Below are 26829 nucleotides of genomic sequence, written 5' to 3'. Positions count from 1 at the left end.
TTCCGATCACGCGGCGCCTTGCGCCGACGCGTTGTCGTTGTTCGGTCCCTCGGTCACCTCGGTCTGCCGCCAGTACTGCCTCGCCCACGCGAGCTGTACGACCCGCTCGGGGTGGTCCCAGCCGAGCACGTCATCGAGCAGCTGCCGGTAGTTGATCGGCTCCGCCTTGGATCGGGCGAGCGAGACGGCGTGTCGCAGCCGCGCGCCCAGCTCGTCGGCGTGGCTGTCGAGCAGGGCGACGAACCGTTTCTCCGCGCTCTCGTTGTCGCCGAGCCGGCGGAACGTCGTGCCCATGTTTCCCGTGCGTGCGCTCTCCGGGTGGAGTGCGAACAGCGTCGCCACCAGGAAGTACGCCAAGTGCTCGCGCCGATCCTCGGGAAGGTGCGGCACAATTAGCGGCATCATGGCGGCGCAGGCACCGGGCGGCTTGCCAAGCCCGCGCCGCAGGTTGGCGAGCGCACCCCGGTCCTCGCGTTTAGCGAGGGCTTCGAGGTGGCCGATGAAGCGATCACGTTCGCTCATTTCGCATCTCCCTCCTTTGTTTCGAGGAGTCCCGCTCCTCGGAGCTTCTTGTTCAGCGTCTTTTCGGCGGCGACGCGGCCGGCCAGCTCGCGCGCCGATCGCCCGGCGGAGTTCTCGGCAGCGGCGGAGAACGACCGACGCGCGCAGCGGACCACGTTTTCCCGCCAGCGCAGCATCGGTGCGTCGCCATGTCCGATGTCGTTCAGCAGCGCCCAGAACCGCGGCTCCAGGTCGGCCCAGTACCGGCGCTCGCCGATCTCTCGGACCACCTGCATCCCGTCCTTCATCGACCCGGTGAGCCCCTTGAGCGCTGCCCACACCGCGAGGTGCCCCTCCTGCGCGTCGGCGAGCGCCGTGACCAGGTAGGCCGCCACCAAATCGTCATTCAGCAGGCGCTCGGAGATCGGCATCGATTCCATTCGCCACAAGAGAACCTTCGCCTTGTCGTTGGCGAGCCCGAGCACGGTCGAGGACAACGCCCTGTCTCGCGGCAGCACGTCCTTGGAGTACAGCGAGGCTGCTTGCGCGACTGCTGCGGCGCGCAGATCCCGCCCCCCGGGCTCGGCGCGGCTTGTAAAGAGCGCGGCGCTGTCCCGCCACAGGGCCCGGTTCTCGCTCAGGCGGATCCGGATCACGCCCCGCTTCTCGTTCATGTGGTGCGAGAACTCGGGGCGCAACAGATCTCCGGGGAGCGCCTGGCCCTGTGCAAAGTGAACCTCGCGCACGACCGTCCCGGTTGAACCCGCCTCTGGCACCAGGCGCGCTGCCCGCGACTGCCAGGTGAGGTAGTCGAGATAGCCGCGCGGGAGCCGCTCCCTGGGGGGCTCAGGGAGGTCCCTTTCCCAACACGGACCGTCGTCCCGGGTTGCAGGGATCGGACGCTCGTCGTCGACGACGAGCAAGTTGAGCGCCAGCGTCTCCCACAGGTTCTTTCCGCGCAGGAGCGACACGACACCTCCCACGAGCGGCGCATGCGTGAGGTTCGGATGCTTGCCGAAGGTCGTGCTCACCCCGCAGACGCCACCCCCGATAGCGAACGCCTGGGTCGCCACCAGTGCTCGCGCCGCGACAGCCGGTGGCAACGGATGATCGACCTCCTCGACCGTGTGGTCGAACAGCGTGTCGTTGTTGCCGTTTGCCAGCTCCTGGAACATGCGAATCGCGAACGATGATTTGGAGTCGTCTGCACCTTTGCCGACCATGGCGAAGCCCGCGATCTGGAAGAAGGGGTGCTTCTCATCGAACAGGTCGAAGCGGTCGCGCCACTTCGCGAGGTACTTCCCCACGACGCCCATGTTCCAGGAACCGCGCGCCCACAGCTTCTCCCATTCCGCGAGGCTTCGCGGCCCGTCTTGCGCCCGGTGCAGCACCGCGAGCAGCAGCCGGTGCAACGCGGCAGTGACGAGCGGTGACTGGTCGCGGATCTCGGCGATCTCCGCCGCCCGGCCGAGCACCTCCTCGATGCCAAGCTCGACGAACGAGCCGTCGGAGCGCACGCACGGGATCCAGTGCTCGGACACGAGGTTGAAGGAAACCCCCATCACGGACCTCCTTGTTCCGGGTCTTCGCCGTGGATGACGAGGCCCAGTTCGTCCGAAAGCTCCAGCGCGCCGCGAACGCCTTCGGCGCGGAAGAAGCGATCACCGTCGAACACCGCGAGGCGGACGTCCCGCAGGTGGGGGGACCGCCGCCACGCCACTGGTGGGTCGACGCCCAGGAACAGGCGCACCCATTTGCGGTTCTGGAGAGCTATCGCCGTCAACCGCAGACTGCGGACCTCGGCGAGGGTCGGTTCGACGTCCGGGTCGACGAGCGCGCCGGCCGGCGTCCGCAGTACGTGGCTGTCCCGGAGGACGCAGGCGATAGTCACTGAAGGCTCTGACAGCCGCGTCCGCGCCTGGAGCTGCGCGTGCAGCTCCGGAGCGTCCTCCTCCAGGAGCATCTGGCTCTTCTCCCACGGCGCATCGTCGTGGAACGGAGAGCGCAAATCGACGTTCATCGCGATCTGTCGCTGGTTAGCAATCTCCCCCTCCAGCGCAGCCCTCGACTCCGACAACTCGGCGCACAGCGGCTCCTCGACGGCCGGGAGATCGTCGCCGTAGACCGCCTCGACGAGTCTCGGCAGGTCACCCGGCAGCGACAGGGTTCGGCGACCTCGAAGGGCGATCCATGACCGGAGCAGGACGTACCGCGCGTACACCCATTCCGACTTGCCGAACGTTGGGACGCCATCGTCATCCGGCGCGATCCACAGAAGCTCCGGTTCAGCTACCGCCTGCGGGCGGACTCGCCCACCGTGCCGGTGCAGCCGACCCGCGCGCTGGAGCAGGAGGTCGACCGGCGCCAGCTCCGTGACCATCACGTCGAAGTCGAGGTCCAGGCTCTGCTCCACCACCTGCGTCGCGACGAGCACCGCGCGCTGCGGCCGGGCGTCCGTGCCCTTGCCGAACCGCTTCAGCACCGCCTCCTCGATTCGCTGCCGCTCGCCGGTGGGGAAGCGAGCGTGGAACAGGAAGATCTCGGTATCGGTGCCCGCAAACCGCGCGGCAAGCCTCCGGAATGTCTCCTGCGCACTCCCGACCGTGTTGCAGATCCACACGGCACAGCCTCCGTCACCCAGTATCGAAGCGAGCTTCTCGTCGGCTTCGGATGCACCCACCTCGACGAGCGCCAGCTCCTTCGGCGTTCCCGGCTCGGGCAGCAGGACGAACGAGTCGCCGTCCCGCGCAGCTGCGGTGATGCGGGGGTAGAAAGCGCACGTCGATCGATCGACGGCCCTTCGGGAGTAGGCGGAAACCAGCTCTGAACGCCGCTTGTCGGGGAGTGTCGCCGAGAGGACGACGACCGGGACCCCGAGCGCGGACAGCCACTCGACGAGCCGATCCAGGAGGGTCGACATGTACGTGTCGTAGGCGTGCACCTCGTCGAGCACGACCACCTTCTGACCCAGTCCGAACAGCCGGACGAAAACATGGCGGACGTTGAGCACTGCAAGGAGCGACTGGTCAATGGTGCCGACGCAGAACGGGGAGAGGAGCCCGCGCTTGCGGGACGTGAACCACGAGGACGCGCGCAAGGTCGCCTCCTCGTCGCCGTCGATCGCCGCGGCGCGCAGCTCCCGGTACTCGGGGTTGAGATCCGACAGCCCGTGCAGCAGGTGGAGGTCGACTGTCAGCCCGGAGTACCGGTGTTCGAGATGCTGCCGCACGCGCCCGAACATCTGGTTGCTCGTCGCCATCGTCGGAAGCGCGTAGTACATGCCGCCGAGCCGATCCCGGTGGATGAACTCTTCCGCCGCGGCGAGCGCCGCCTCGGTCTTGCCGACGCCCATGGGGGCCTCGATGATGACGATCCCGGGACCCGAGAGCCGCGCGACCCCGTCGAGCGTCTTCTTCTGCACGTCGTTGGGCTCGAACCCCGGGAACAGCGCTGGGAAGCTCCGCGAGGCGCCCTCAGCCTTCCACCCGGTCCACCCGAGCAGATCGAGAGCGGACCGTGCCCGCGACACCGCACGGTCCACGTACTCGCCGAGGTCGCCAGGTTCCGTACCGGCGTACGGAAAGTGCTCATCCGACGAGCCGATCCAGTCGCAGACGCTTACGAGGCCCGCGAACGCCATGCACCAGGCGTTGGATGGCGCGGCGGCCAGCTTCTCGCCGAACTCTATCGGTGCTCCCATCGCCCGCGTGATCTGCTCGACAGCGAGCAGACGGAAGTAATCCCACGCCGGGCCGCCCGTGCCGACGGCCACACTTCGTGGGAAAGCACCGTGATGCGCCGCGAGTGTCGCGGCGATCCGGAAGCGGGCCCCGGGGGCGTCCAAGCACACGCTAGCAAGCCCGACTTTCTTCAAGAAGGCGAAGGCGACCTCGCCGTGGTCGGTAGTATCCGTCACCGAGAACGGCAGCCCGAACGCGGCGAGCGGTGTCACGAGGTCCGGGCGCTTGCTCTGGAAGCCCGGCGAGATCTTCCCGACGTCGTGTAGCGCCGCGAGCACCGGCAGCGCTTGCCTGGCGGCCTCGATCTGCCCGCCGAATGGCTCGGCGAGAAGCGTGAGCAGGCTCTGCGGCGCGCACGTGTCGAGGAACGCCCTCACCACTGCACCGACGTCGAGCATGTGGCAGACCACCGGGTGGACGACCTCGCTCTTGGCGGCCTTGCCCCAAAAGCATGTGATTGTCGGCACTGCTGATTCTTGCATCAAAGGCAACTCCCTCCGAAGTCATCCATCCCAGCGAACCGCGCATCGCTAACGGCACGCACCCCACCCTACCGCCCCCATACGACAGCCATTGTCCGCCCGGCGCATAGTCCGGATAAACGCACTTTCGTTCCAGCAAGTTGTCATAAGATATCTTCCGCGACAAAGTTCGACCCCTCCGGGACTATATCACAGCTCGGAGAAGCCGATGCCGGTGAGCACCGGCTCACGACCCGCCGGGGTCATTCCACGATCCTCGTTTCCTGGGTGAGGACCGCGAGGTACTGTTGGATGGAGGTCTCGAGTGCTTGATCATCGACCGTTATCAGGACGTAAATAAACTCGGCCTCGCAGATCCGCTCGTCGTCGCTCGTGACCGCTACGGCGATGAGTGCCGAGTCTTCATGCAGGGAGCGGATCTCGGCCCGCATCGAGAGCCGATCCCCTGGCCGTACGAACTTGCGGAACTTCGCCTTGACCGAGCTCATCACGCAGCGCGGGCAGCGATCCGTCTTCTCCCGGAGCGTGAGCTCGATCAGGGCGCCGCCCAACTGGGCCATCGCCTCGATGATGAGGGAGCCCGGGTACACGGGCTGGGTGGGGTAGTGGTGCTCGAAGCAGTCGTCACCGAGGGAGATGCACTTCGTCCCGACGGCGTACTCACCCTTCTTGAGCTCCTCGATGCGGTCGACGAAAAAATACCTCATGGCGTGCTCCCTCGATCTGCCCGTCGCGACCCCAACATCAGGGTATCCGACGGACCAGTTGCCGCAGCGGGCGCCGCGGGGGCGCCTCCGGGATCTCGGCCGGGTGACCGATGGGGATGATCGCCGCGATCTCCCAGCCGTTCGGGACCGACACCGCCTCTCGCAACGCACTTTTAGCAATAAGCGGGCCGGTCATCCAGCACGCGCCGAGCCCCGCCGCGTCCGTCGAGAGGAGGAGATGCGTGATTGCGGCGCAGATAGACGACAGGGCGTCGAGATCGCCGGAAGCCTGGGAGCGAGCGACGGTCCCACCTTCCGTGGCGGCCTGGAGGAGATCGACGCCCATTCGATAGATGGGTACGACGACGATCGGGGCGCGGGAGAAGTGGACGAAGTTGTCCATGTAGGCGGCAATGTCTTCAGCCAGATCGCCCCGCACCTCTCCCGAGATGCGCACGCTCTCCCGCCCCACGGCTTCGGCCATGGCCCGGATCGTTTCGGGACAGGTCACTACGATGAAGCGGTAGGCCTGCCGGTTACCCGCGCTCGGCGCCCATCGTACGGCCTCAAGGATCCGGTCGAGGACGATCGCATCCACCTTTTCCGGCGTGAAGCGGCGGATGCTCCTGCGCCGTCGCAGGATTCCGAGCAGGCTTTCGAGCTCATCCATCACGAGTCGAGGATGGCACAGTGTGCCGTTGGCGCACAGTGGATTTGGGGTCCCTCAGGAGCGCATGACCTTGGATTCCTCGCCCGCATCAAAGATACTGGTTCATCATGGGTGCCAAGGACTTATCCCGGCTGGCCTCCTTACTCGTCAAGCTCACGTCGTCCAAGGACGTACCGACGGCGCGGGTGCGGGAGCGCGTGGATCTTCTCGCCCCGAGCGGCGCAGTGTACGACCTGTACGGGCCGACCTTCGATGCGGCGGGGGCGGTCATCGCCGTGCACGGTGCCGTATGGCGTGGTCGGAAGGATGCGCGACTTGGACGTGTGGCCCGTTGTCTGGCCGCCTCGGGTATGGTCTGCGCGGTCCCAACGCTCCCCGGGCTCGCGCGGTTCGATTTCGATCCGGCCGACCTCGAGGTCCTCGTGTCCGTCATTGATGAGATCCACGCGGAGCTCGGCCCGCTCCGGATCGCCGCGTTCAGCTACGGCGGGAGCTACTCCCTTGTTGCTGCGGCCCGCTCCGAGACTGCCACGAAGGTACATTCCGTCCTCGCAGTGGGGCCGGTGTTCTCGTTCCCGGAGCTGTATGACGAGTACTACGCCCGTCGAGACGAACCGCTTGCGAATGGCGCGCAGGCAGACGACGCCATCTACCGCAGGATGGCCATGGCGTACCGCCAACGGGAGCACCTCGGCCTCGACGAAGGACTGTGTCGATCCCTTGAGGATATCCTGATGCGCTACTGCGGCGAGGCTTCGGACGAGGAGAAACGGGCCTTCCATGATCGTTGGCTCGCGGACCTTGATCTCGAGGAAACCGACTACCGGAAGAAGGATCGCGAGGTGCTCGAGGCAATCTCACCGGCCGGCAAACTCGGCGGCATCCTGGGCCGCATTGATCTCGTGCACGACCGTGGTGATCGTTTGGTCCCGGTCTCCCACTCCGAGCGCCTGTGCGCCGAGCTCGGTTCAGCGTCGAACCCACGCCCACACCGCCTGCACGTCACCTCTCTCATCGCGCATGTGTCGCCCACGCGCTTCCCGGGACTCGGCGATGCGATCGGAATCGCCCGGTCGCTCTACCCGCTCGTGACCGGTCACTGAGATCGGGCAACGGCGTTGTTGCGCACGCAGGCCGGCACGAGGCGGCCATCGACTTGCGGGTAATGGTTGCAGCACTTCACCGCGCGGGAAAGATCGAAGGTGTAGCGATCCATGAAGTGGTGGATGAACACCGACTTGACGTGATCGGCGCCCACTCCGAGCAACTCGCGGTGGCCGCCTTTGCGGGACACGCGGTCGACGTCGAGGAGCAGCTGCCGAATCACCTGGAGCACAGCCTCGCGCTCCGGGATCACGCCGCTCGACGTCCACAGAGCGTAGAGGCCGTCGCGGATGCGCAGGAGGGTGTCCGGGTCCGTGCCGACCAGCGCCTGATTCTTGATCACGTCGAGGTAGGTCTCGGCGTCCACGAGCGCAGGCACCGGAACCATCCGGCCGTCGCCGAGCCGAAGCAGATAGGTGAGGGCGAAGCACGTCGGATGGGAGCATGGCAACGGGCAGAAGTGCTTCTCCTCGATGACCCCGCTCGACGCCGCGGCGAGGAGGCGGACCGCGTCCGGCACAGTGACGATGTCGAGAGGGTCGTGAGGGATGCCACTCGATGCTCGCCCCGCGTGGCTCAGCGGCTGCACCATGACGCTTACGACCTCGTCGTTCTCGAGGAGCAGGCGCAGGACGCTGCCGACTTCATCCTCGTTCACGCCGCGGGCGAGGGTCATGGTCAGGGACAGTCGCCCGCCCAGAGAGAGGATACGCTCCACGAGCCTCGTCTTGAGGTCGGCGAGATCCGGTCTGCCGCGCAGCACGGCGTAGGTGTCGGGCTTCACGCCGTCGAACTGAAGCGAGATCACGACCCCGCGGTCGCGCAGCGCCTTGATGAGGTCGTCGTCCTTGGCGAGTGCGAGGCCGTTGGTGGACACCGACACGACCCCGACCTCGGGCCGGAGCGCGAGATCCACGATGTCGAGGAACTCCGGGTGGGCCGTGGGCTCTCCCCCGCTCAGGGTCAGCATGTTGATCCGGCCCTCGCGCGCCACAAGACCGTCCAGTATCTCCCGGGCCTGTGCGAGCGTCACGTCGCCCGCGGTGCGACCCTCGACCAGGCACACCGGGCAGCCGAGGTCACATCGGTCGGTGATCTCGAAGATCGGTACACAGGTGTGCTGCTCGTGCCGAGGGCACAGACCGCAGGAGTCCGGACAACCGCGGTGCTCCGCCACGGAACGGCCCATCGGGTCGGTGCCCGGCTTCACGTACGCGAGCGACCGCAGGTACCAATCCTGATCCGAGGAGATGAGAGCTTCGGTTCGCCCGTGTTCGACGCACCATTTGGCGAGGAAGACCTTGCGATCGCGCAGAACGATCTTGGCTCCGGTCAAGCGGCCGCAGACGTTGCACAACGCCTTCGTGGCCTGAAGGCAGGCCTCCTTCTCACCGCGTGCTGCGCGCATTACGGCTTGCCCCAGAACCGCGGATCTTCCTGGCGGTAGAACAGGTTGTAGTTGCAGGCGCATACGAGGCGCTCGGCGTGCACCGGTACGTGGTCCGGGCAGCGCATCGCCCGGCTCGTCTCCCAGGTGTCCTCGTCCATATGGGCGTGGACGTAGACGGTCTTCACGGCCTGCTCGCCCCGGCGCTGGCGCTCGTACATCGAGAGGCTCCGCCCCGGCGGGAAGATGCGACCGATCACGTCGCGGGCAGTTCGTAGCGCAGCCGGATCTTCACCCTCGGCCCACAGCCGGTCTATGGCGCGCAGGAGATCGGTTTCGAGCGCCTCGGTCGGGTGGAGCAGGTAACCGTCCGCGAGGTGTCGGGCGAGCGTCTCCGGATCGAGAACGCGAGAGAGGGAACGGACACGGCCCTCGTCCCCGATCAAGATGTAGGCAACGCCGTAACATAACGGGTGGGCGGTCGGCAGGGGCGCGAAGTCGGACTGCGCGAGGCGACCGTTGCTCGCCTCGGCGAGGAGCCGCTCGACCTTATCGACCGGGGTATGCTCCCGAGGTAAGAACGAGGCGCCGCGCTGACCGGTGTACGTCATGTTCTGAATGGTGAGGCTGCGCACGTTGGGCATCTCGAGCGTGAGATCGAGCAGCGGTCCAACGTCATCCTCATTCACGCCGCCGACGAGCACCATGAGGAGAGTCGTCTGCACGTCGAACCGGGCCAGGTTCTCGAGGGCACGCCGCTTATCGGCGGTGATGTCACGGCCTCGGATCCTCACACTCGCATCGGGGCGAACCGTGTCGTAAGAGAGGATGGCGTACGCGCCGAGATCCGCGAGCCGCTTCACGAGATCCACGTCCCGGGCGAGGGTCAGGCCGTTGGTGTTCACGGTGACGCGGCCGATCTCTGGGCGCCTCGCAAGCGCGACGAGATCCGTGAGCCTCGGGTGCAGCGCGCATAGTCCGGATAAACGCACTTTCGTTCCAGCAAGTTGTCATAAGATATCTTCCGCGACAAAGTTCGACCCCTCCGGGACTATATCACAGCTCGGAGAACCCGCGCACAAACCTGCTTCGCGCTGCGCGCTGCGCAGGTTTCACATGCTCCAGACAGACGTCTCCGTCGCCCGTCGCGAATTGCGTCGCGGAGTTCAGCAGTCGAAGGCGGGTTCGTCGATCGGTTCGTCGAGGCCGGGCTCGGCAAGCTCCGGGAGCTCGAGCTGCTCCGGCGGAGCGCGCGCCGGCTTCGCGACCGGCGGTTCGGTCGGAAGGCCGAGGTGGGAGAGGATTTTCGCGATCACGGCAGGTTCCTCGATCATCGCGATCAGCCGCATCCGCCCGCCGCACTCGAGACACGCCATGACGTCGTACCCGAAGGTCCGGCGCATCAGCTCGGCCCAGGTGTAATTGCGAGGGCGGAACGGCGACGGATCGGACAAGTATGACGGGTCGGACGCGTCCGGACGCGGATGGACAGCATCGCCGGGTTTCGAATCCAGTTCGGTTTCGGCCTCCTGGCGTCCGTAGGCAACGACGCGCTTCCGCCAATGCGAGTTGGGCGCCAAGACGCCGTGGTAGATGAGCAGGTTGATCTGCGGCCGGGGGATGATCGCCGCGAGTCGCTCGAGCAGTTCGAGCGGGTGGAACACGAGCGCGGTCGTGCCATCCGACCACTTCGTCTTCTGCGTCAGCAGGATGTCGCCGTCCGGCAGCTCGCGAAGCCGACTCTCGGCGATCGGCGGGCGAAGCAAGTAGCGGAGCATCCGTTCGACGCGATCGCGCTCCTCGGGTTTGGCCGGTTCGCCAGCATCCAGATCGAAACCCTGATACCGTGCGTGTCTCTTGCGCTTCGGCGCCTTGCCGGTCTCGTCCGGTTCCTCGCCGATCCGCCGCACGCGCTGCCCCGTTCGAGGACCGAACGCGGAGATCCCCTGCACCGAGGCGCCGCTCGCCGCCGCGAGCGCCGGGCTCTCCTCAACGAACGGGTCCTTCCAGCCGTCGTCTTCGCTGTCACCGTTCGAAATGCGTGATCGGCCGAGTAGGCGGAGGACGCCCTTTCGAACCGACTTCACGATCGCAGCGACGTCCTCGGTCGACGGTGCGGGCAACCTGTGGAACACGAGCTCCCCGCCGGCCTCGACGAACACGCCGTCGATCGCCGCCATGTGGAAGTGGACGTTGAGATTCAACGCGCCCCCGGCCCGCTGGATCACGGTCACGGCGCCGGTCCGGGCGTTCACAAGGCCGCGCTCTTTAGCCCTCTTCCGCTGGTACCTGTCGAGCGCACGCCAGAAGATCCGAAGCACCTTGAGGCTCAACTCGTGATCCCACGCCAGCCTGTAGCGCAGCGCGAACGGCACGCTGAGCACCCACTGCCGCACGGGCACGAGCGGAAACACGGAATCCACGAGGTGCGCGGCGAGACCGGCCATGCGGCGGCCCGCGCAGCTCGGGCACGCAGCACGGCGCTTGCACGAAAAGGGAACGAGACGTTCCTTGCCGCACGTCTCGCACTTTAGCCGGGCGAAACCTCCCGAGAGCGAACCGCACGCGAGAAACCTCCGCAACTCGTCCACGACGAAGTCCGGGACGCCCTCCCCGTCTTCCGACCCGCCGCGCGCCTGGCGGAGAAACTCCTCGAGGTTCTCCCGCACGACCTTGTGCAGCACCGTCGCGTCGGGCGTACGCGGTCTGTATCCGGCGCTCGCCGGGGCGAACGAAGACCCGAGCGACCAGGAAGGTTCGAGTTGGCGGGCGCTCTGCACGCGGCGGTGGAAACCACTTTGCGTGCCGATGGCGGAAAACCAGGAAAGACGCGGCTATTGGAGATCAGGCGACTCGAACGCCCGTCGGCGACGCCGGCGGCCGGCGGCGGCCGCCAGGCATCGACCTTCGTTTAAAGCGCCGCAGCCAGCGCGACGAACGCCGCGGTGTCGAGCCGCTCCGCCCGCTCTCCGGGGTCGATCCCGGCCGAACGGCAGAGCGCCTCCGCCCGCTCCGTCCCGACGCCGAGCCCGCCGGCGAGCGCGTTCCGCATCGTCTTCCGCCTGGTGCTGAACGCCGCCTTCACCGCGGTGTCGAACACGCGCGGATCGACCCCGGCCGTCAGCGGCTCGTTTCGCCGGGTCATTACGACCACCGCGGAGGCCACCTTCGGCTTCGGGTGGAACGACCCGGGCGACAGCCGGAGCGCGAGCTTCGTCTCGAACCGGGCGTCGAGCAGGACCGTGAGCGCGCCCCGCCGCCTGTCGGTCGGCGTCGCCACGATCCGCTGGGCGACCTCGAGCTGGAGCATGACGACGACGCGGAGCCCCGGGACCTCGAGCTCCGAGAACCGGCGCAGAAGGCCGCCGGTGATCGAGTACGGCAGGTTGCCGCAGATGGACGCGGGCCCCGCCCGGAGGCGCTCGGCGTAGTCGAACTCGAGGGCGTCGGCCTGCACGAGCTCGAAGGCGGGATGGGAGCCCAACTCGGCCTCGAGCACGGCGCACATCTCCGGATCGCGCTCGACGGCCACCACCGAGACGCCCCGGGAGAGCAGCTCCGCGGTCAGCGTCCCGAGCCCCGGCCCGATCTCGATCACGCGGCGCGCCGGGGGCTCGGCGGCGAGCTCGGCGATCCGCGCCACGGCGCCGCGGTTGACGAGGAAGTTCTGGCTCATGCCCCGCTTCGCGACGAGCCCGTGCTTCCTGAGGAGCGCTCGGGGATCGGGAGGCGCCGCGCCGCCGCTCCCTGCGCTCATGCCCCGCCCTCCGCGAGCTTCACGAGGGCCTGCCGCTGCCTCTCCCCGAGCACGCCGACCGTCGTGACGTGCAGCGACGACCCGGACACGATCCGCGCCGCGGCGCGGGCGATGTCGTCGGCGCCGAGCTCCCGGATGGCGCGCGCCTCCTCGGCGAGCCGCCGGACGCCGCAGAGGAGCTCCTGCTCGCCGTACCACGCGCTCATCGCCTCGGGATCGTCGAGGTGCCGTTCGAGGCTCCAGACCGCGCGGCTCTTCGCCTTCTCGAGATCGGCGTCGGCCAGGGGAAGGTCGCGCAGCTCGCGCAGGATCGCGAGCACCTCCTCGGCGACCTGCACGACGTTCTCGTGGGAGCAGACCGCGTCGACGTTGAGCGCGCCGGTGTCCGCGTAGGTCTCGAGATCGGCGGCGATGTTGTACGCGAGCCCTCGGTCCTCGAAGACGCGCCTATGGAGCGGCGTCGACATCCCGTCGTCGAGCAGCCGCAAGAGGAGCTCCGCGGCGCTGAGATCCGGATCTGCGAGCCCGGGCGCGCGGAACGCGACGCGCAGCGCGGTCTGGCTGCCCGGCTTGTCGACGTGGAGCGCAGACGCCCCGGTCGGCCCGCGCGGCGCCGCCTCGCAAGCAGCGGGCGCGCCCTCGCGCATCGGCGAGAACGCCCGGGCGATCGCGTCCGTGATCGCGCCGGAGTCGAAGCTCCCCGCCACGCACAGCACCGTGTTCCGCGCGCAGTAGCGCGCGCCGAGCCACCGCCGCAGATCGCCGAGGCCGAAGCGCAGGACATTCGCGATGGGACCGGTGACCGACCGCCCCAGCGGGTGATCCGGCCACAGGCGGCTGCGCGAGAGGAAGTCGATGTCGACGTTCCGTCCGTGCTCGTCGAGGTCCTCGCGGATCTCCTCGACGAGGATCTTCCGCTCGACGTCGATGGCGTCGAACACCGGTCGCGTGAGCACCTCGGCGACGAGCTCCACGCCGCGAAGGAGCGTCTCGCACGGCAGCGACACGGAGAGCGCCGTCGCGTCGGGGGCGGTCGACGCGATCAGCGTCCCGCCGAGGAGCTCGACCGCGACGTTCAGCTCGAACGCGGTCGGAAACCGTTCCGTGCCGCGGAACACCATGTGCTCGAGGAAGTGCGACAGGCCGTTCTCCTCGGCCGTCTCGAACCGCGAGCCCGCGCCCACGTACGCGGAGATGGTCCCCCGATGCAGGTGCGGCTGGCGCACCGCGACCACGCGCAGCCCGTTGGCCGTCGTGCCGCGTTCCAGCTCGTAGTCCATCAGCGTGGGGGGAGAGGCTATTCGGCCTCCTCGCGCGGAGGGTCGTTGTCCTTGGTGCCCTCGTCGTCGTCGGCCCGATCGCCGGCGCGCTCCGCGGGCGCGGGGGCCTCGTCCTTCTCCTTGGCGCCGTCCCCGCCCTTCTCCTCGACGCCCAGATCCTCCGCCGCGCCCTCGCCCGCCGGCGCGGCCACGAGCATCTCGCTCTCGACGCGGCCTTCCTTCTCGGCCTTCTCCCTGAGCTCGCGCACGAAGGCCCTGAGCCAGGTCGCCTGCTTGAGCGCCAGGATCCGCTCCGCGATCTCGTCCTCCTGGAGCTTGAAGTCGGCGTCGCTCGGGGTCTTGCGCTCCTTGAGGGCGATGACGAAGTAGTCCTCGCGCAGCTCGAACACGCGATCCGGGATCGGCGCCTCCGCCTTGAGCTGGAAGGCCGCCTCGACGATCTCGGGCGCGTTCCCGATGCCGGGCACGTTCGCGACGCCGCGCTTGAGCTCCGGCGACGTGCGCACCTTGAGGCCGAGCTCGCCGGGCTCGCCGCCCTCCGGCGCGGCCGGGATCAGGCTCTCGATCGGCTCGCCCGCCTTGAGCCGCGCGAGGTACTCGTTCGCCGCGGTCTGCGCGCGCTTCTTGCCCTCCGACTCACGGTACAGCTGCTCCGCGATCTCCGGCGTCGCGCCCTCGAGCGGCACGTTGCCCTCGCGGAAGCCCTCGAGCCTGATCACGTGGAAGCCGTACTCCGTCTGCACGACGTCGGACACCTTCCCGGGCTCGAGCGCGAACATGACGGCGTCGAACTCCGGCACCATGCGGCCGCGGGCGTTGTAGCCGAGGTCGCCGCCCTTCGCCGCGCTCCCCGGATCCTCGCTGTACTGCCGCGCGAGCTCCGCGAAGTCCTCCCCCGCCTTCGCGCGGGCGAGCAGGGTGTCGATGATCAGCCGCTTCGCGGCCCTGTCCGCGTCGGTGGCCTCCGAGGGCACCTGGACGAGGATGTGGCGCGCCCGCGCCTGCTTCTCGAGGTTGGTGTATTTGTACTTGTTGGTGTCGTAGTACTGCCGCACCGCGTCCGCGTTCGCCGCGGCGTAGGCGGCGATCTCGTCGGCCGTCGGGCTCAGCTGGTTCGCGAAGTAGGAGGGGAAGAGCCGCAGGTACGAGATGGACGCCGTGTCGTTCTCGCGATCGTAGTCGCGCCGGACCTCCTCCGCCGAGACCCGCACGCCCGCGACGATCGCCTCGCGGACGCGCTGCGCGGTGAGCTCCTTGCGCTGCTCCTCGATGAAGAGCTCCTCGGTCGCCTGCAGGTGGTACTGGACGAACTTCTTGAACCCTTCGAGGTCGAACGTCTTGTCCTTGGTCAGGAACTTCTCCGGCATGACGTAGCCGTCCTTCAGGAGCGCCCTGGCCGTGCGCTGCGGGTTCGGGCCGAAGAACGGGTTGGTCTCCTTCTCGACGATCGTCTCGACCGACTGCGTCACCAGGAACTCGTTCTTCACGATGCGGTCCTCGACCTCCGAGTCCGAGGCCGAGATGCCGACCTCGTCGGCCAGCCCGAGGAGGAGCTGCCGCTCGACGAGCCCGTCGATGACCGCGCGCTGCACGCTCGCGTACTCGGCGCTGTCCCTGGCGAGGGCGCGGCCGCCGAACAGGTTGAGCATGATGCGGAAGGAGGTCTCCGAGATGTCGTCGCCGTCGACCGACGCCGCGACGAACGCCGTCTGCCCCTTGCCCCACCCTTCGCTCTGCGTGCCGAAGCTCATGGCGAACACGAACACGAGCACGCCGACGATGACAAACCCCATGAAGCCGCCAACGTTCTTGCGGAAGAATTCGAGCATGCGTCCGTCCTCCGGAATCCTTTGTGCGTTCTGTACGTTTCTCGGTCGGGCGCGTGCCCGCCGACTGAAGCGGGGACGTATGTTACAGAGTCCAAGATGAAAGGCAATCGGTTTCAACGGCAACGCAAGGGTAATCCCTTGAAACACAAGGGAATATCTGTTACACCGTGGATGGGGTTGTCCCTGAAAAGAGGGAAAATCCCTGAGAAATCAAGCGGTTGGAAGCCCCATCCCCTCCCGGACGGGAGTGTGTGTTTTCATCTGCGGTCCGCGACGCGCTCGTCTCGAGCCGCAGTAGACGATGTGAAACATGCTATTTGACTGGCTCTACGGCCTTTTTTCGAACGATCTGGCGATAGATCTGGGTACGGCGACGACCCTCATCTACGAGAAGGGCCGTGGCATCGTCTGCTGTGAACCGTCCGTCGTCGCCGTTCAGAAGGACCAACGCGGCGTCAAGCGCGTCCTGGCCGTCGGGACCGAGGCCAAGGAGATGCTCGGCCGGACGCCGGGCCACATCGAGGCCGTCCGGCCGCTGCGCGACGGCGTCATCGCGGACTACGAGGTCACCGAGGCGATGATCAAGTACTTCATCGAGAAGGTGCACCGCCGCAAGACGCTCGTGAAGCCGCGGATCATCATCTGCGTGCCGTTCGGCATCACCCAGGTCGAGCGCCGCGCGGTGAAGGAGGCCGCCCTCAACGCCGGTGCGCGCGAGGTCTTCCTGATCGAGGAGCCCATGGCGGCGGCGATCGGCGCCGGCCTCCCGGTCACCGAGCCCTCGGCGAGCATGGTCGTCGACATCGGCGGCGGCACGACGGAGGTCGCGGTCATCTCGCTCGCCGGCATCGTCTACTCGCGCTCGGTGCGCGTCGCCGGCGACAAGATGGACGAGGCGATCATCGCGTACCTCAAGCGGAAGCACAACCTCGCGATCGGCGAGCAGAGCGCCGAGAAGATCAAGATCCAGATCGGCAACGCGTACCCCTCGGAGGAGGTCGAGACCGTCGAGGTCAAGGGCCGCGATCTCGTCGCCGGCGTCCCGCGGACGGTGGAGATCAACTCGGACGAGGTCCGTGACGCGCTCGCGGAGCCTATCAACGCCATCGTCCAGGCGGTGATGGGCGCGCTCGAGCACACGCCCCCCGAGCTCTCGGCCGACATCATCGACAAGGGCATCGTCCTGACCGGCGGCGGCGCCCAGCTCAAGAACCTCGACGTGCTCCTCCGCGAGGAGACGGGGCTGCCGGTGATCGTCAGCGACGACCCCATGTCCGCCGTCGTGTTGGGCTCCGGCAAGGCGCTCGACAACCTGGACCTGCTGCGCGAGATCACGACCAACTAGCGCCATGTCCTTCCTGTCTCGCTACAAGGACGTGTTCATCAGCATCGCGGCGCTCGTCATCCCGTTCTTCTTCCTCAAGGCCAACCTCAAGGATCCGGCCCAGATGACGCCGTTCGACAGGGTCGTCGTCACGATCTCCACGCCGCTGCAGTGGGCGGCGACGGCCGTGATCGAGACGATCGGCGGCACCTGGGAGAAATACGTCTATCTCGTCGATCTGCAGGAGGAGAACGCGCGGCTCGAGTTCGAGAACCAGCGCCTGCGCGCGGAGAACGGGATGTACTTCGAGACCGAGCAGGAGGCGCGACGCCTCCGGCGCATGCTGACCTTCAAGGAGACGTTCGGCGGCTCCCTGCGCGCGGCGCGCGTGGTCGGGCGCGGCATCGCGGAGCAGTTCCGCGTCATCCGCATCCGGATCGACGTCGGCGACGACGAGGTCGCGAAGGGCATGCCGGTCGTGACGTTCGACGGTCTCGTCGGCCAGGTCAACCGCTTCGTCGGCTCCTACTCGGACGTCATGCTGTCGGTCGACAGGAAGAGCTACGTGCCGGTCGTCGTCCAGCGGAACGGCGCGCAGGGCATCCTGCGCGGGACCGGAGAGCTCGATCGCTACACCTGCGAGGTCGAGTACCTGCTGCGCTCCGACGAGGTCCGGGAGGGCGATCAGCTGTTCACCTCCGGCGCCGGCGGGAAGTTCCCCGAGGGCATCCTCGTCGGGCGGATCGCGACCGTGCAGCGCGAAAACTACGGGCTGTTCCAGAAGGTGACCGTCGAGCCCGCGGTGAACTTCTCGAGGCTGAGCGAGGTGTTCGTCATCACCGCGCTCCCCGGCGAGGAGGAGAGCGCCGCCGCGAAAGGCGGCGCGTCGAAGCGCGACGGCGCCAAGGGCGAGCGGCGGTGAAGGCGGCGTCGATCATCGCCTTCGGGTTCCTCCTCCTGGTCGCGCAGTCGACCTTCGCGGCGGCCGTCCCCTTCGACCTGATCGTCCCCAACGCCGCGCTGGCCATCGTCATCTACATGGGCCTCCACGGCTACAACGCCGGCTACGGCGCGATCATCTCGTTCGTGATCGGCTACCTGATGGACACGTTCGCCGGGAGCCCGCTCGGCCTCTACACCTTCGCCACGGTCGCCGTGTTCCTGCTCTCGCGCATCGCGGCGCTCCACCTCTTCCTGAAGGGCTGGATCTTCGAGATCGTCCTCACGCTGGTCTGGGCGGCCGTGTCCGGGATCCTCGTCGTGCTCGTGCGGGGGCTGTTCGACCAGGATTTTCGTAGTTTACTTACACATTTGAAGATTGTATTTTTCAGAGCCGCGGCGACGGCCGTCGTCGCGCCGCTCGTCTTTCGCGTCATGGCTTGGTTGGAACGCGTGACCGCCAGGCGCAAGGCAGAGGGAAAGGCTTTTCGCGTCTGATGTTCGTCTCTTCCCGCAGCGAGCTCTCGGAGTTCCGGCGCCGCTACCGGTGGATGCGGGTCGTGGTCGCGCTCACGTTCCTCGTGTTCGTGGGCCGGCTCGTGCAGCTCCAGATCGTCCGCGGGCCCGAGCTCCGGGACGAGAGCATCGCGAACGTGGTGCGCACCGTCTCCATCCCCGCCGTCCGCGGCCGGATCTTCGACGACAAGGGCCGCCTCGTGGCGACCAGCATGCCGTCCCACACGCTCGTCGCCACGCCGCACTACTTCGACATGGGCAAGGGGTTCGCGCGGCTCGTGCAGCTCCTCGGGCTCGAGGAGGGCGAGGCCGAGGCGCTGGGGCAGCGGGTGAGCGAGCGGCTCGCGGATCCCAAGGATCTGCGCAGGTTCCAGCAGGTCACGCTGCTCGAGCACATCACGGCCGAGCAGCTCGCGGCGATCAAGGCGCACGGGGACGAGTTGCCGGGCGTCGAGGTCGTCGACATCCCGGTCCGGAACTATCCGTACGGGACGATGGCGAGCCACCTCATCGGCTACATGAACGAGGCGAGCGCCGAGGACGTCGAGAAGAAGAGCGACGTCGAGGACGCCTACCGGGCGGGAGATCGCATCGGCCGAACGGGCGTCGAGAAGATGTTCGAGGGCGATCTCCGCGGCGTGCGCGGGTGGCGCAAGCGGGTCGTCGACGCGCGCGGCCTGCCCTTGAGCCGCGAGGAGTCGGCCGGGATCATGCCCGAGTCCGAGACGCAGGAGGCGCGGGCCGGCAACGACCTCACGCTGACCATCGACGCGGCGCTGCAGAAGATCGTCGAGCAGTCCCTCGGCGGCAACCCGTCCGGAGCGGTCGTCGTCATGGACGTCAACAGCGGGCGCGTCCTCGCCGCGGTCAGCAAGCCTTCTCGGGATCCCAACAAGATCACCAACGGCCTCTCCCGAGAGGAGCAGCGGGCGTTCGAGGAGAACCCGTTCAAGCCGGGCATCGACAAGGTCGCGTACGAGAACTACTTCCCGGGATCGGTGTTCAAGCCGTTCACCGCGATGGCGGCGCTCGAGGAGGACATCATCACGCCCGAGGACGTCATCCACTGCTCGGGCTTCCACGAGTTCGGCCGCCGGACCTTCCGCTGCCCGCGCCCGCACGGCGACGTCACGCTGCGGGACGCCATCGTCCAGTCGTGCAACGTCTTCTTCTACAACGTCGCCGAGATGACCGGCATGGATCGCATCGCGCGCTTCGCCAAGGAGTTCGGGTTCGGCGAGCGGACGGGGGTCGGCTACGTCCGGGAGGCGCCCGGGCTCATCCCTACGCGCTCCTGGTACGACGAGAAGTTCCCGGGCGAGTTCCGCATCGGCCACACCCTGAACGCCGCGATCGGCCAGGGCAACGTGAAGGTCACGCTCATGCAGGTCGCCGCGGCGTACGCCGCGATCGCGAACGGCGGCACGCTGTACAAGCCGCAGATCGTGCGCCGGATCGAGACGCCCGACGGGGACGTCGTCAAGGAGTTCCACCCCGAGGTCCGCCGCCGGACCGCCGTCTCGCCCCACTACCTCGAGCTCGTCATGGACGCGCTGGCGGGGGTCGTCAACGACGAGAAGGGCACGGCCTACGCCGCCCGCAGCGAGGCGATCCGCGTCGCGGGCAAGACCGGCACGGCGCAGGTCGCGAAGAGGGCCCGGAAGGAGACCGACACCCTCGAGCACTACTACTACGTCAACCGGGACCACGCCTGGTTCGCGGCCGTCGCCCCGGCCGACGCGCCGGAGATCGCCGTCATCGTGCTCGTCGAGCACGGCGGCGGCGGCGGCGAGCACGCGGCCCCGGTGGGGGTCGAGATCGCGAAGCGCTACTTCGAGGAGATCGCGCCGCGCCACGAGGAGCCGCTCATCGCCGAGAAGGCCACGACCGGGCCCAAGGCCAAGCGCAAGCGCGCCGTGCCCGCCGAAGAAGGTGAGAAGACCACCGCCTCGGCGCACCGACACTGATCCGCTCCATGCCCCGCGTGCTTGTCTACCGGCTGAGGGACGAGTTCGACTGGATCCTGTTCTTCCTCGTCGTGGTCATCTCCGTCATCGGCGTGGTCAACCTGTTCAGCACCGGGAAGGCGTCCGGCTCCCCGGAACTGTACCTCACGCAGATCTACTGGCTCGTCTTCGGCGCGATCGGGGCGTTCGTCGTCGCCGTGTTCGACTACAAGCACTACGAGCGGTTCGCGTACTTCCTCTACGGCGCAGGCATCCTGGCCCTGATCGTCGTCCTCTTCATCGGCACGGAGGTCAACAACTCCGTGCGCTGGTTCGCGTTCGGCGAGTTCCGCCTGCAGCCGTCGGAGCTCATGAAGGTGCTGCTCGTCGTCGGGCTCGCCAAGTACCTGCACCACGACCCGCGCGCCGAGGGGCGCAAGATCCAGGATCTCCTCGTGCCTGCGGTGATGACGGCGCTGCCGATGGCGCTCATCCTCAAGGAGCCGGATCTCGGCACCGCGCTCCTGTGCCTGCTCGTCTTCTTCAGCATCATGATGCTCACCCGGCTCACCTGGCGCTCGTCGCTCGTGCTCGGCCTCTCCGCCCCGGCGGCGTGCATCCTCGCGTGGAACTACCTGCTCAAGGGCTACCAGAAGGAGCGAGTGATCTCGTTCTGGAACTCGTTCATCAACCCCGAGGCGGACAAGCTGGGCGCGGGGTGGCACGCGAACCAGTCGATGATCGCGATCGGCTCCGGGGAGGTCGGCGGCAAGGGGTTCCTCCAGGGGACCGCCGGCCCGCACCACTTCCTGCCGGAATGCCGCACGGACTTCCCGTTCGCGGTCTACGCCGAGGAGCACGGCTTCCTCGGCGCGACCCTCCTCGTGGCGCTCTACTTCCTCCTCGTGATGTGGTGCATCCGGATCGCGGCGCTGTCGCGGGACAGGTTCGGCTCCGTGCTCGCGATCGGCGTGGGGTCGATCTTCTTCTGGCACGTCCTCATCAACCTCGGCATGGTCATGGGCGTCTTGCCGGTGGTCGGCGTCACGCTGCCGCTCTTCTCGTACGGCGGATCGTCCGTCCTGATGTTCATGCTGTGCGTCGGGCTCCTGATGAACGTGTCGATCCGGCGCTTCCACCGTTAGCCGGCCGAGCGCAGGACATCGGCGGGCGGTTCGGTCACGGCTCGACGGGCGCGAGAAGGTCGACCCCGGCGGCGACCGCAGCCTTGCGGAGCGCCGCATCGGTCGTTGCGAGCGGCAGATGCTCGCGACGCGCGAGGTCGAGGTAGGCGGCGTCGTAGGCGGACAGTCCCGTCTCGTCGGCGAGGTCGAGCAACGCGGCGACCGCCGTTTTGTCCGGCGCCGGCGCGACCTCGATGGGGAGCCTCCGCAGCGCCGCGGCGAAGCGCCGGGCGTCCTCCCGCTTGAGCCGCTTCCTCCTCACCGCAGTCGCCAGGACGTTCGCCGCCTCGTAGCTCCACACCGCCGGCACGAGCGCGCGACCGCGTCGCAACGCGTCGAGCGCCGAGTCGGCGTAGGGCGACGCCTCGTCCTCGAAGCACCAGGACATCACGACCGAGTTGTCGACCACGAAGCCGCCGCGCATCTACCGCCGGCCCTGCTCGATGAGCGCCCTGAGCCCCGGTGCGCCGAGTTTCTTTCCGCGCCTGAAAACGCGGATCTCTTCGACCACCTCGTCGACCTCGTCGACCCCGCCGCCCGGCGGCGTGAGGACGGCGACGGGCACTCCGTGCCTGAGGATGGTGATCCGCTCGCCCCGCGCTACTCGTTCTAAGAGTTGCGCGAAGTGCGTCTTCGCTTCGTAGGCGCCGATCGTCTCCATGAAGCTCCTCCGTTTGGACCAGTCTTCGACTGGTCGTTTTCAACGATAGCCTCCGGGAAGCGGGATGTCAATCGTCACTTCGCGCCGCCCGGCAGGTCGGACTTTTAGATGGCGTTCACCTTGCCCGGCGTCGTCTGCGCCATGTCGACGAACACCTTGTCGCCCCAGATACCGTGAACGACCTTCAACTCGGCAGCTCTTCCACCGCCCTGTGCGCGTCGGCGATCGCGGCGCCGATGCCGCCGACCTCGCGGGCGTCGCCGATGACGAACACCTGGGGCGCCGCTGATTGGAACCGCTCCTTCAGATCCGCGATCGGCTCGTAGCCGGCCGCGACGATCACGGTGTCGACCTCGAGGCTCACAGCCTCGCCGGTCCTCTCGTCCGTGAAGGCGACGCCGCGCGCGGACGGGGCGATCCCCTGGGCGCGGTCGAAGAGCTTCACGCCGAGCTCCTCGACCTCGCGCATCAGCGTCCAGCGCACGCTGCGGCCGAGCCCCTTGCCTGCGTATCCCCGCCGCTTGATCAGGGTGACCTCGCGCCCGGAAGGGCGGGTGAGCGCCTCGTCGAGCCACGCGCGGCAGCCGTGCTTGGCAAGGAACCCGAGCGCCCTGTCGTCGGGGGCTCCCTCGGACGCGAGGTGGATCGCGACCGTGAGCCCGACGCCCCCGGCGCCCAGGATCGCCACCCGCCGGCCCACGGCGGAGGGCCGCGCGATCGCCTCCTCCGCGAGGAGCAGCGAAGAGCCCTCCTCGCGCTGCGCGGCGAACGGCGTCCGCGGCACGGCGCCGGTGGCCAGCACGACGGCGTCGGCGCCGAACGCCCGGACCGACTCCGGCGTCGCCTCGACTCCGGTCTCAACGGCGATCCCCGAGCGCAGGACCCGGGAGACGTACGAAGCGAGGGCGCGAGAGAGATCGTCGCCGCCGTTCACGCGCGCTGCGGCGCGCCACCTCCCGCCGAGCTCCGCGCCGCGCTCGAACAGGGCGACCTCGTGCCCGCGATCGCGCAGCTCGAGCGCCGCGCGCATCCCCGCCGGCCCGGATCCGACCACGAGCGCCTTCACGCGCCGCGGACGGGCCAAAGCACGGGGCGCACTTGCCTCGACGAGCCCCGGGCTCGCCGAGCAGATCACCGCGCGGCGCGAGACGACCTCATCGAAGCATCGTCCGCAGGTCATGCAGTGGACGATCCCGCCCGCCTCGCCGGCCATCGCCTTCGCGGGCCACATCGGATCGGCGATCAAGGCGCGGCCGAGGTTGACGAAGTCGCAGCCCACCGCGGCGAGCGCCCGCTCGGCGTCGGCGGGGACGCGGATCTGCCCGCCGTACAGCGTCGTCGCGCTCACCGCGCCCGCGACGCGTCGCGCGAACGGGACGAAGGCGAGGGGCGGCACCTGGTGCGTGATCTGTGGAATCGAGGAGCGGTGCCCGCCGCCCGTGATATCGATCGCCCGCACGCCGGCGCCCTCGAGCGCGACCGCGATCCGCGCCGCCTCCTCCGCGCCGTAGCCGCCCTCGATGAGCTCGTGGCAGTGCATGCGGACCGCGACGACGAGCGAGCCCGCCGCCTCGCGGGCGGCCGCGATCGCCTCGAGGGGGAGCCTGAGCCGGCTCTCGAGGCTCCCCGAGTATCCGGGAAGGCCCGAGCCGTTGTGGGCCCTCGACACGAAGTGGCTGAGCGCGCTCCCGCCGCTCAGCATGATCTCGACGAAGTCGAAGCCCGCGGTGGCCGCGCGCGCTGTTGCCGCGCCGAAGCTCGCGGCGAGCGCCCCGATCTCCTCCTGCGCGGGGCGCCACTTGGGGTCGTTGTACCCCGCGAGCGTCGAGAGCTGGACGCCGGCGAGGGCGCCGTGCTCCCTAATGCGGCCCGCGAGCTCCGCCATCGGCGCCACGCAGCCGTCGTCTGCGAGAGAGAGCGCGTTCGCCAGGCTCGGCTCGAACGAGCCTCCCGTGTAGCCCGTGTCGCACAGGCCGACCGTGATGACCCCGACGCCCCCCCGCGCCCGCTCTTCGTAGAACGCGAGCAGCTCGGGCGACGGCCTCCCGCCCGGTGCGCGGCCGAGGTGGAGCGCCGGCATGGCGATCCTGTTCCTCGCCTCGAGCGGACCGAAGCGCGCGGGTTCGAACAGCGGCGAACGGCTCATGGATTTTCCTGCCCGGTGATCGCGAAGAGCGAGTGCGGCGCCCGGCAGCTCCAGCCGTCGCACGTCGCCGCGTACACCTCGCCGCTCGGCCCGACGAACGGGCCGGCGGACAGGCGCCCGGGGAGGGTCACGACCGCGCGGATCGATCCTTTGCGATCGCGCAACGAAACCTCGGTCGCGTCCTCCCTGGACGAGCTCGCGATCGCGAGGCCGGCGGGCTCGAGGCGCGCCATGCCGATGTGCCCCTGGATCTGCCGTTCCAGGACGCCGAGCGGGCCGCCCTCGCCGAGCCGTGCGATGGCGTTGTACGGCCCGCGGTCGCCATCGAGCCTCGCGCACGCGCTCTCGACATCGAGGCACAACCCGGCGACGAGCGCCCCGTCGAGCGCGCCTCCGACGACGTCGAACCGCGAGAAGCTCCCGGTGACCGGGAGATCCGCGGCCCAGATCACGAGGCCGTCGCCCGCGATCGACTCCACGTGGACGGGCCTCTCCTTCTCGCCGCCCGCGAAGACGAAGCCCTCCCCTTCGCGCGCCACGGCCGGAACCGAGGCGTACTCGCGGCGCCAGCGGTGGAGCCCGCGCGCGTCGAGCAGCCCGATCTCGGCCCCGTTCCATACGAGCGGATCGCAGCCGCGCGACGCGCCGACGACCCGCGCACCGCGCTCGAGCGCCGTCTCGCGCTGCACCGCGCCGGTCTCCGAGATCGCGACGGCGACGCCCTGCAGCCCGCGCGATCCCTCGAACAGGATCCCCCCGTCACAGCGGTAGGGGCCGCTCAACCGCCGCAGGCCGTCGAGCGCCACGCGCCACCTGTCGGATCCGTCCTCCCCGACGGCGGCGACGGTCGCCGCGTCCACGAGCAGCGGCTCTCCCAGCTCCTCGCCGACGACCTCCGCGCTCCACGCCCTCGTCCAGCCCTCGCCGCCCTGCGGGCGGAGCGCCGCGAGCCTCCGGAACGCCGGCGACCAGAGCACCTCCAGCCCGCCGATCCGATAGAGGCGGTGTCCCGCGCCCGCCACGCGCGACCAGCGGACCACGCCGCGGCTCGTCACGTTCTGGATCTGGTCCCCGGTCGAGACGACGAGCCCCCCCAGGGTGGACCACCGGATCGAGGTGATCGGCGCGGCGAGGACGACGCGCCACCGGAGGCCGCCCGGGCTCGCCCAGCGCACCCCCGGCGGCGCCGCGAGGAGCGACTCGACGGACGGCGCCATCGCGCTCTCCTTTGCGGCCCGCCGAGCGCGGTCTCCCTCGTCCTTGGCCTGGGCGGCGACCTCCGCTCGCTGCGGCCGCGGACGCTCGGCCCGAGCGCCGTCCGCCCGGGCGGGATCCCGCCCGCACGCCGAGGCGCAGATCGCGAGCGCCGCCGCCGCGACGAGGTCAATTCGCCTTGGCATCCGGGACGCAGACCGCGGCGAGGCGCACCTTCTTCCGACCCGACGAGCGAGCGGACGAGGCGCACTCGTAGCCCGGCTCGCAGCTCTGCGGGTTGTCGGGCTCGCACAGCTTGAGGCAGCGCTCCGCGTCTTTGGCGTACGCCTGGCAGATGAAGCCCGACTTGCACTCCGTCGTGCTCTGGCAGCGCTCGTCCTGACCCGAGCTGCCGCGCGACGCGTCGTCCCCGCCGAAGAAGTGGGAGAGGAGCGACACGCCGACGATCAGCGCGATGACGACCCCCGCGATGACCTTGATCACGCCGAATCCCGCGTCCTTCTCCTGGATCCGCTCCGGGACCTTGCGCTTCAAGGCCGGCTCCGGAGCGGGCGCGGCCTTCTTCGGCGCCTCGACCGCGGGCTCCTCGCGCTTCGCGATGATCTTGCCCGAGCCGCCCCTGTTCTTCTTGTTTCCCATGCGCACCCTCGTTCAGCCGCACAGCCCGGCCGGGGTGCAGAGGTACGACACGCCCCACAGCTCACAGCAGCCGCCGGCGAACACGTCGCCGATCTCGCCGACGTACATCACCTCGCACTGGTCGTCGAGCGGATCGCACACGAACGTGCAGAAGCGCTCGAGCTCGCTCACCGCCTGGCAAACGGTCTCGGTGAGGAGATCCGTCCCGTCGCAGATCGGGGCGCAGCGCTCGGCGTCCGACGGCCACGTCCCGCCGTTGGTGCACGCCCCTGTCGGGAGCGCGCTCCGCGGCACGCACATCTCGCTGAGCTGTGCGGGCATCCAGAACAGCCACGGATCGCACGGATCGGAGAACTCCGCGCAGCACCAGCCGCCGAACGGCCCGTCGGACGAGTCGATGTCGCCCGTGGCGTCGCAGGGCTCCGAGCACCACGCGCCCGTGGCGTCGCCGATGCAGACGTACCCCGTGACGCAGTCGGGCAGCCCCGCGTTCGGGTGGAACGATCCGAAGGACTCCTTCCAGCACGGCTCCCCGGGGCCCGCCTCGCTCGTATCCGTGTCCCCGCCGTCCGGCGCGTCGGTGTCGGTGTCGGTGTCGGTGTCGGCATCCACGATCCCCGTGTCCGAGTCCGTGTCGGAGTCGGTCCCGCCGTCGCCCCCTTCGAACTCGTCGCCGCCGCACCCGTCGGCGAGCGCGGCGCCGAGCCACAGCGCGAGGAGCGCGAAGATCGTCTCGTAGCGTCCCATGGTTTCACCTCTCGCGAGCCGTCGTTTCTTCGACGACCGAGTATACCACGGCCCG

At 68.7% G+C, this 26829-nt stretch carries 23 protein-coding genes; 6 read left to right on the top strand and 17 right to left on the bottom strand.

From position 1 onward, the window contains the following. Positions 1 to 6: 6 nt before the first annotated feature. The 5 genes from casB to M0R80_05735 form a co-directional block, all read right to left on the bottom strand. Positions 7 to 522 carry a type I-E CRISPR-associated protein Cse2/CasB gene (gene casB / locus M0R80_05755; protein ID MCK9459124.1) on the bottom strand — a complete coding sequence of 172 codons (516 nt, stop codon included), beginning with the start codon at positions 520 to 522 and terminating at the stop codon, positions 7 to 9. After that, a complete protein-coding gene (gene casA / locus M0R80_05750; protein MCK9459123.1) occupies positions 519 to 2063 on the bottom strand; it encodes a type I-E CRISPR-associated protein Cse1/CasA in 1545 nt (514 codons plus the stop codon). Before casA ends, casB begins: the two co-directional genes overlap by 4 nt. Then, a complete protein-coding gene (gene cas3, locus M0R80_05745) occupies positions 2063 to 4708 on the bottom strand; it encodes a CRISPR-associated helicase Cas3' (protein ID MCK9459122.1) in 2646 nt (881 codons plus the stop codon). The genes casA and cas3 overlap by 1 nt, the downstream gene beginning before the upstream one ends. Before the next feature lie 257 nt (positions 4709 to 4965). Beyond that, complete coding sequence (locus M0R80_05740) at positions 4966 to 5430, bottom strand: beta-hydroxyacyl-ACP dehydratase (GenBank protein ID MCK9459121.1); 465 nt, start codon at positions 5428 to 5430, stop codon at positions 4966 to 4968. Between the two features lie 37 nt (positions 5431 to 5467). Further along, positions 5468 to 6100 (bottom strand): nitroreductase family protein, encoded by a 633-nt coding sequence (locus M0R80_05735; protein ID MCK9459120.1) that lies wholly within the window; start codon positions 6098 to 6100, stop codon positions 5468 to 5470. Positions 6101 to 6207: 107 nt separating this feature from the next. Between M0R80_05735 and M0R80_05730 the strand changes: the two genes are divergently transcribed. Next, positions 6208 to 7203 (top strand): alpha/beta fold hydrolase, encoded by a 996-nt coding sequence (locus M0R80_05730; protein ID MCK9459119.1) that lies wholly within the window; start codon positions 6208 to 6210, stop codon positions 7201 to 7203. On the opposite strand, the gene M0R80_05725 is transcribed toward M0R80_05730, so the two are convergent. The 6 genes from M0R80_05725 to M0R80_05700 all read right to left on the bottom strand — a co-directional run bounded on the left by M0R80_05725 (position 7197) and on the right by M0R80_05700 (position 15457). Further along, positions 7197 to 8612 carry a radical SAM protein gene (locus M0R80_05725; GenBank protein MCK9459118.1) on the bottom strand — a complete coding sequence of 472 codons (1416 nt, stop codon included), beginning with the start codon at positions 8610 to 8612 and terminating at the stop codon, positions 7197 to 7199. The genes M0R80_05730 and M0R80_05725 overlap by 7 nt on opposite strands. Further along, a complete protein-coding gene (locus M0R80_05720; GenBank protein MCK9459117.1) occupies positions 8612 to 9583 on the bottom strand; it encodes a hypothetical protein in 972 nt (323 codons plus the stop codon). Before M0R80_05720 ends, M0R80_05725 begins: the two co-directional genes overlap by 1 nt. A gap of 174 nt (positions 9584 to 9757) precedes the next feature. Continuing rightward, positions 9758 to 11371 (bottom strand): transposase, encoded by a 1614-nt coding sequence (locus M0R80_05715; GenBank protein ID MCK9459116.1) that lies wholly within the window; start codon positions 11369 to 11371, stop codon positions 9758 to 9760. Positions 11372 to 11502: 131 nt separating this feature from the next. After that, positions 11503 to 12348: a 16S rRNA (adenine(1518)-N(6)/adenine(1519)-N(6))-dimethyltransferase RsmA gene (gene rsmA / locus M0R80_05710; protein MCK9459115.1), complete on the bottom strand. Its 846-nt coding sequence runs from the start codon at positions 12346 to 12348 to the stop codon at positions 11503 to 11505. Continuing rightward, positions 12345 to 13628, bottom strand: a complete 1284-nt coding sequence (locus tag M0R80_05705; protein MCK9459114.1) for an insulinase family protein — start codon at positions 13626 to 13628, stop codon at positions 12345 to 12347. The genes rsmA and M0R80_05705 overlap by 4 nt, the downstream gene beginning before the upstream one ends. 17 nt (positions 13629 to 13645) lie before the next feature. Continuing rightward, entirely contained in the window at positions 13646 to 15457 is a 1812-nt protein-coding gene (locus M0R80_05700; protein ID MCK9459113.1) for a peptidylprolyl isomerase, read from the bottom strand. Between the two features lie 310 nt (positions 15458 to 15767). Here M0R80_05700 and M0R80_05695 point away from each other — a divergent pair, with 310 nt between their 5' ends. The 5 genes from M0R80_05695 to rodA are packed head-to-tail and all read left to right on the top strand — an operon-like array spanning position 15768 to position 21327. Next, positions 15768 to 16802 carry a rod shape-determining protein gene (locus M0R80_05695; GenBank protein ID MCK9459112.1) on the top strand — a complete coding sequence of 345 codons (1035 nt, stop codon included), beginning with the start codon at positions 15768 to 15770 and terminating at the stop codon, positions 16800 to 16802. A gap of 4 nt (positions 16803 to 16806) precedes the next feature. After that, positions 16807 to 17703 carry a rod shape-determining protein MreC gene (gene mreC / locus M0R80_05690; protein MCK9459111.1) on the top strand — a complete coding sequence of 299 codons (897 nt, stop codon included), beginning with the start codon at positions 16807 to 16809 and terminating at the stop codon, positions 17701 to 17703. Continuing rightward, positions 17700 to 18218, top strand: a complete 519-nt coding sequence (locus M0R80_05685) for a hypothetical protein (GenBank protein MCK9459110.1) — start codon at positions 17700 to 17702, stop codon at positions 18216 to 18218. The genes mreC and M0R80_05685 overlap by 4 nt, the downstream gene beginning before the upstream one ends. Then, complete coding sequence (mrdA, locus tag M0R80_05680; GenBank protein MCK9459109.1) at positions 18218 to 20203, top strand: penicillin-binding protein 2; 1986 nt, start codon at positions 18218 to 18220, stop codon at positions 20201 to 20203. Before M0R80_05685 ends, mrdA begins: the two co-directional genes overlap by 1 nt. A gap of 8 nt (positions 20204 to 20211) precedes the next feature. Continuing rightward, entirely contained in the window at positions 20212 to 21327 is a 1116-nt protein-coding gene (rodA, locus tag M0R80_05675) for a rod shape-determining protein RodA (protein MCK9459108.1), read from the top strand. Positions 21328 to 21361: 34 nt separating this feature from the next. Here rodA and M0R80_05670 read toward each other — a convergent pair whose 3' ends face one another. The 6 genes from M0R80_05670 to M0R80_05645 all read right to left on the bottom strand — a co-directional run bounded on the left by M0R80_05670 (position 21362) and on the right by M0R80_05645 (position 26774). After that, positions 21362 to 21790, bottom strand: a complete 429-nt coding sequence (locus M0R80_05670) for a type II toxin-antitoxin system VapC family toxin (GenBank protein ID MCK9459107.1) — start codon at positions 21788 to 21790, stop codon at positions 21362 to 21364. Further along, the gene (locus tag M0R80_05665) at positions 21791 to 22027 is read right to left on the bottom strand and encodes a type II toxin-antitoxin system prevent-host-death family antitoxin (GenBank protein ID MCK9459106.1); all 237 of its coding nucleotides are present in this window, start codon (positions 22025 to 22027) and stop codon (positions 21791 to 21793) included. A 184-nt stretch (positions 22028 to 22211) separates the two neighbouring features. Then, complete coding sequence (locus tag M0R80_05660; GenBank protein MCK9459105.1) at positions 22212 to 24173, bottom strand: FAD-dependent oxidoreductase; 1962 nt, start codon at positions 24171 to 24173, stop codon at positions 22212 to 22214. Further along, a complete protein-coding gene (locus tag M0R80_05655) occupies positions 24170 to 25573 on the bottom strand; it encodes a hypothetical protein (GenBank protein MCK9459104.1) in 1404 nt (467 codons plus the stop codon). Before M0R80_05655 ends, M0R80_05660 begins: the two co-directional genes overlap by 4 nt. Next, a complete protein-coding gene (locus M0R80_05650) occupies positions 25557 to 26027 on the bottom strand; it encodes a hypothetical protein (protein ID MCK9459103.1) in 471 nt (156 codons plus the stop codon). The genes M0R80_05655 and M0R80_05650 overlap by 17 nt, the downstream gene beginning before the upstream one ends. Before the next feature lie 12 nt (positions 26028 to 26039). Further along, positions 26040 to 26774: a hypothetical protein gene (locus M0R80_05645; GenBank protein MCK9459102.1), complete on the bottom strand. Its 735-nt coding sequence runs from the start codon at positions 26772 to 26774 to the stop codon at positions 26040 to 26042. Between the last annotated feature and the right edge of the window lie 55 nt (positions 26775 to 26829).

Source organism: Pseudomonadota bacterium (assembly GCA_023229365.1).
Classification (GTDB): Bacteria; Myxococcota_A; Polyangia; order JAAYKL01; family JAAYKL01; genus JALNZK01.
This window is presented reverse-complemented; position numbering and strand designations above follow the sequence as displayed.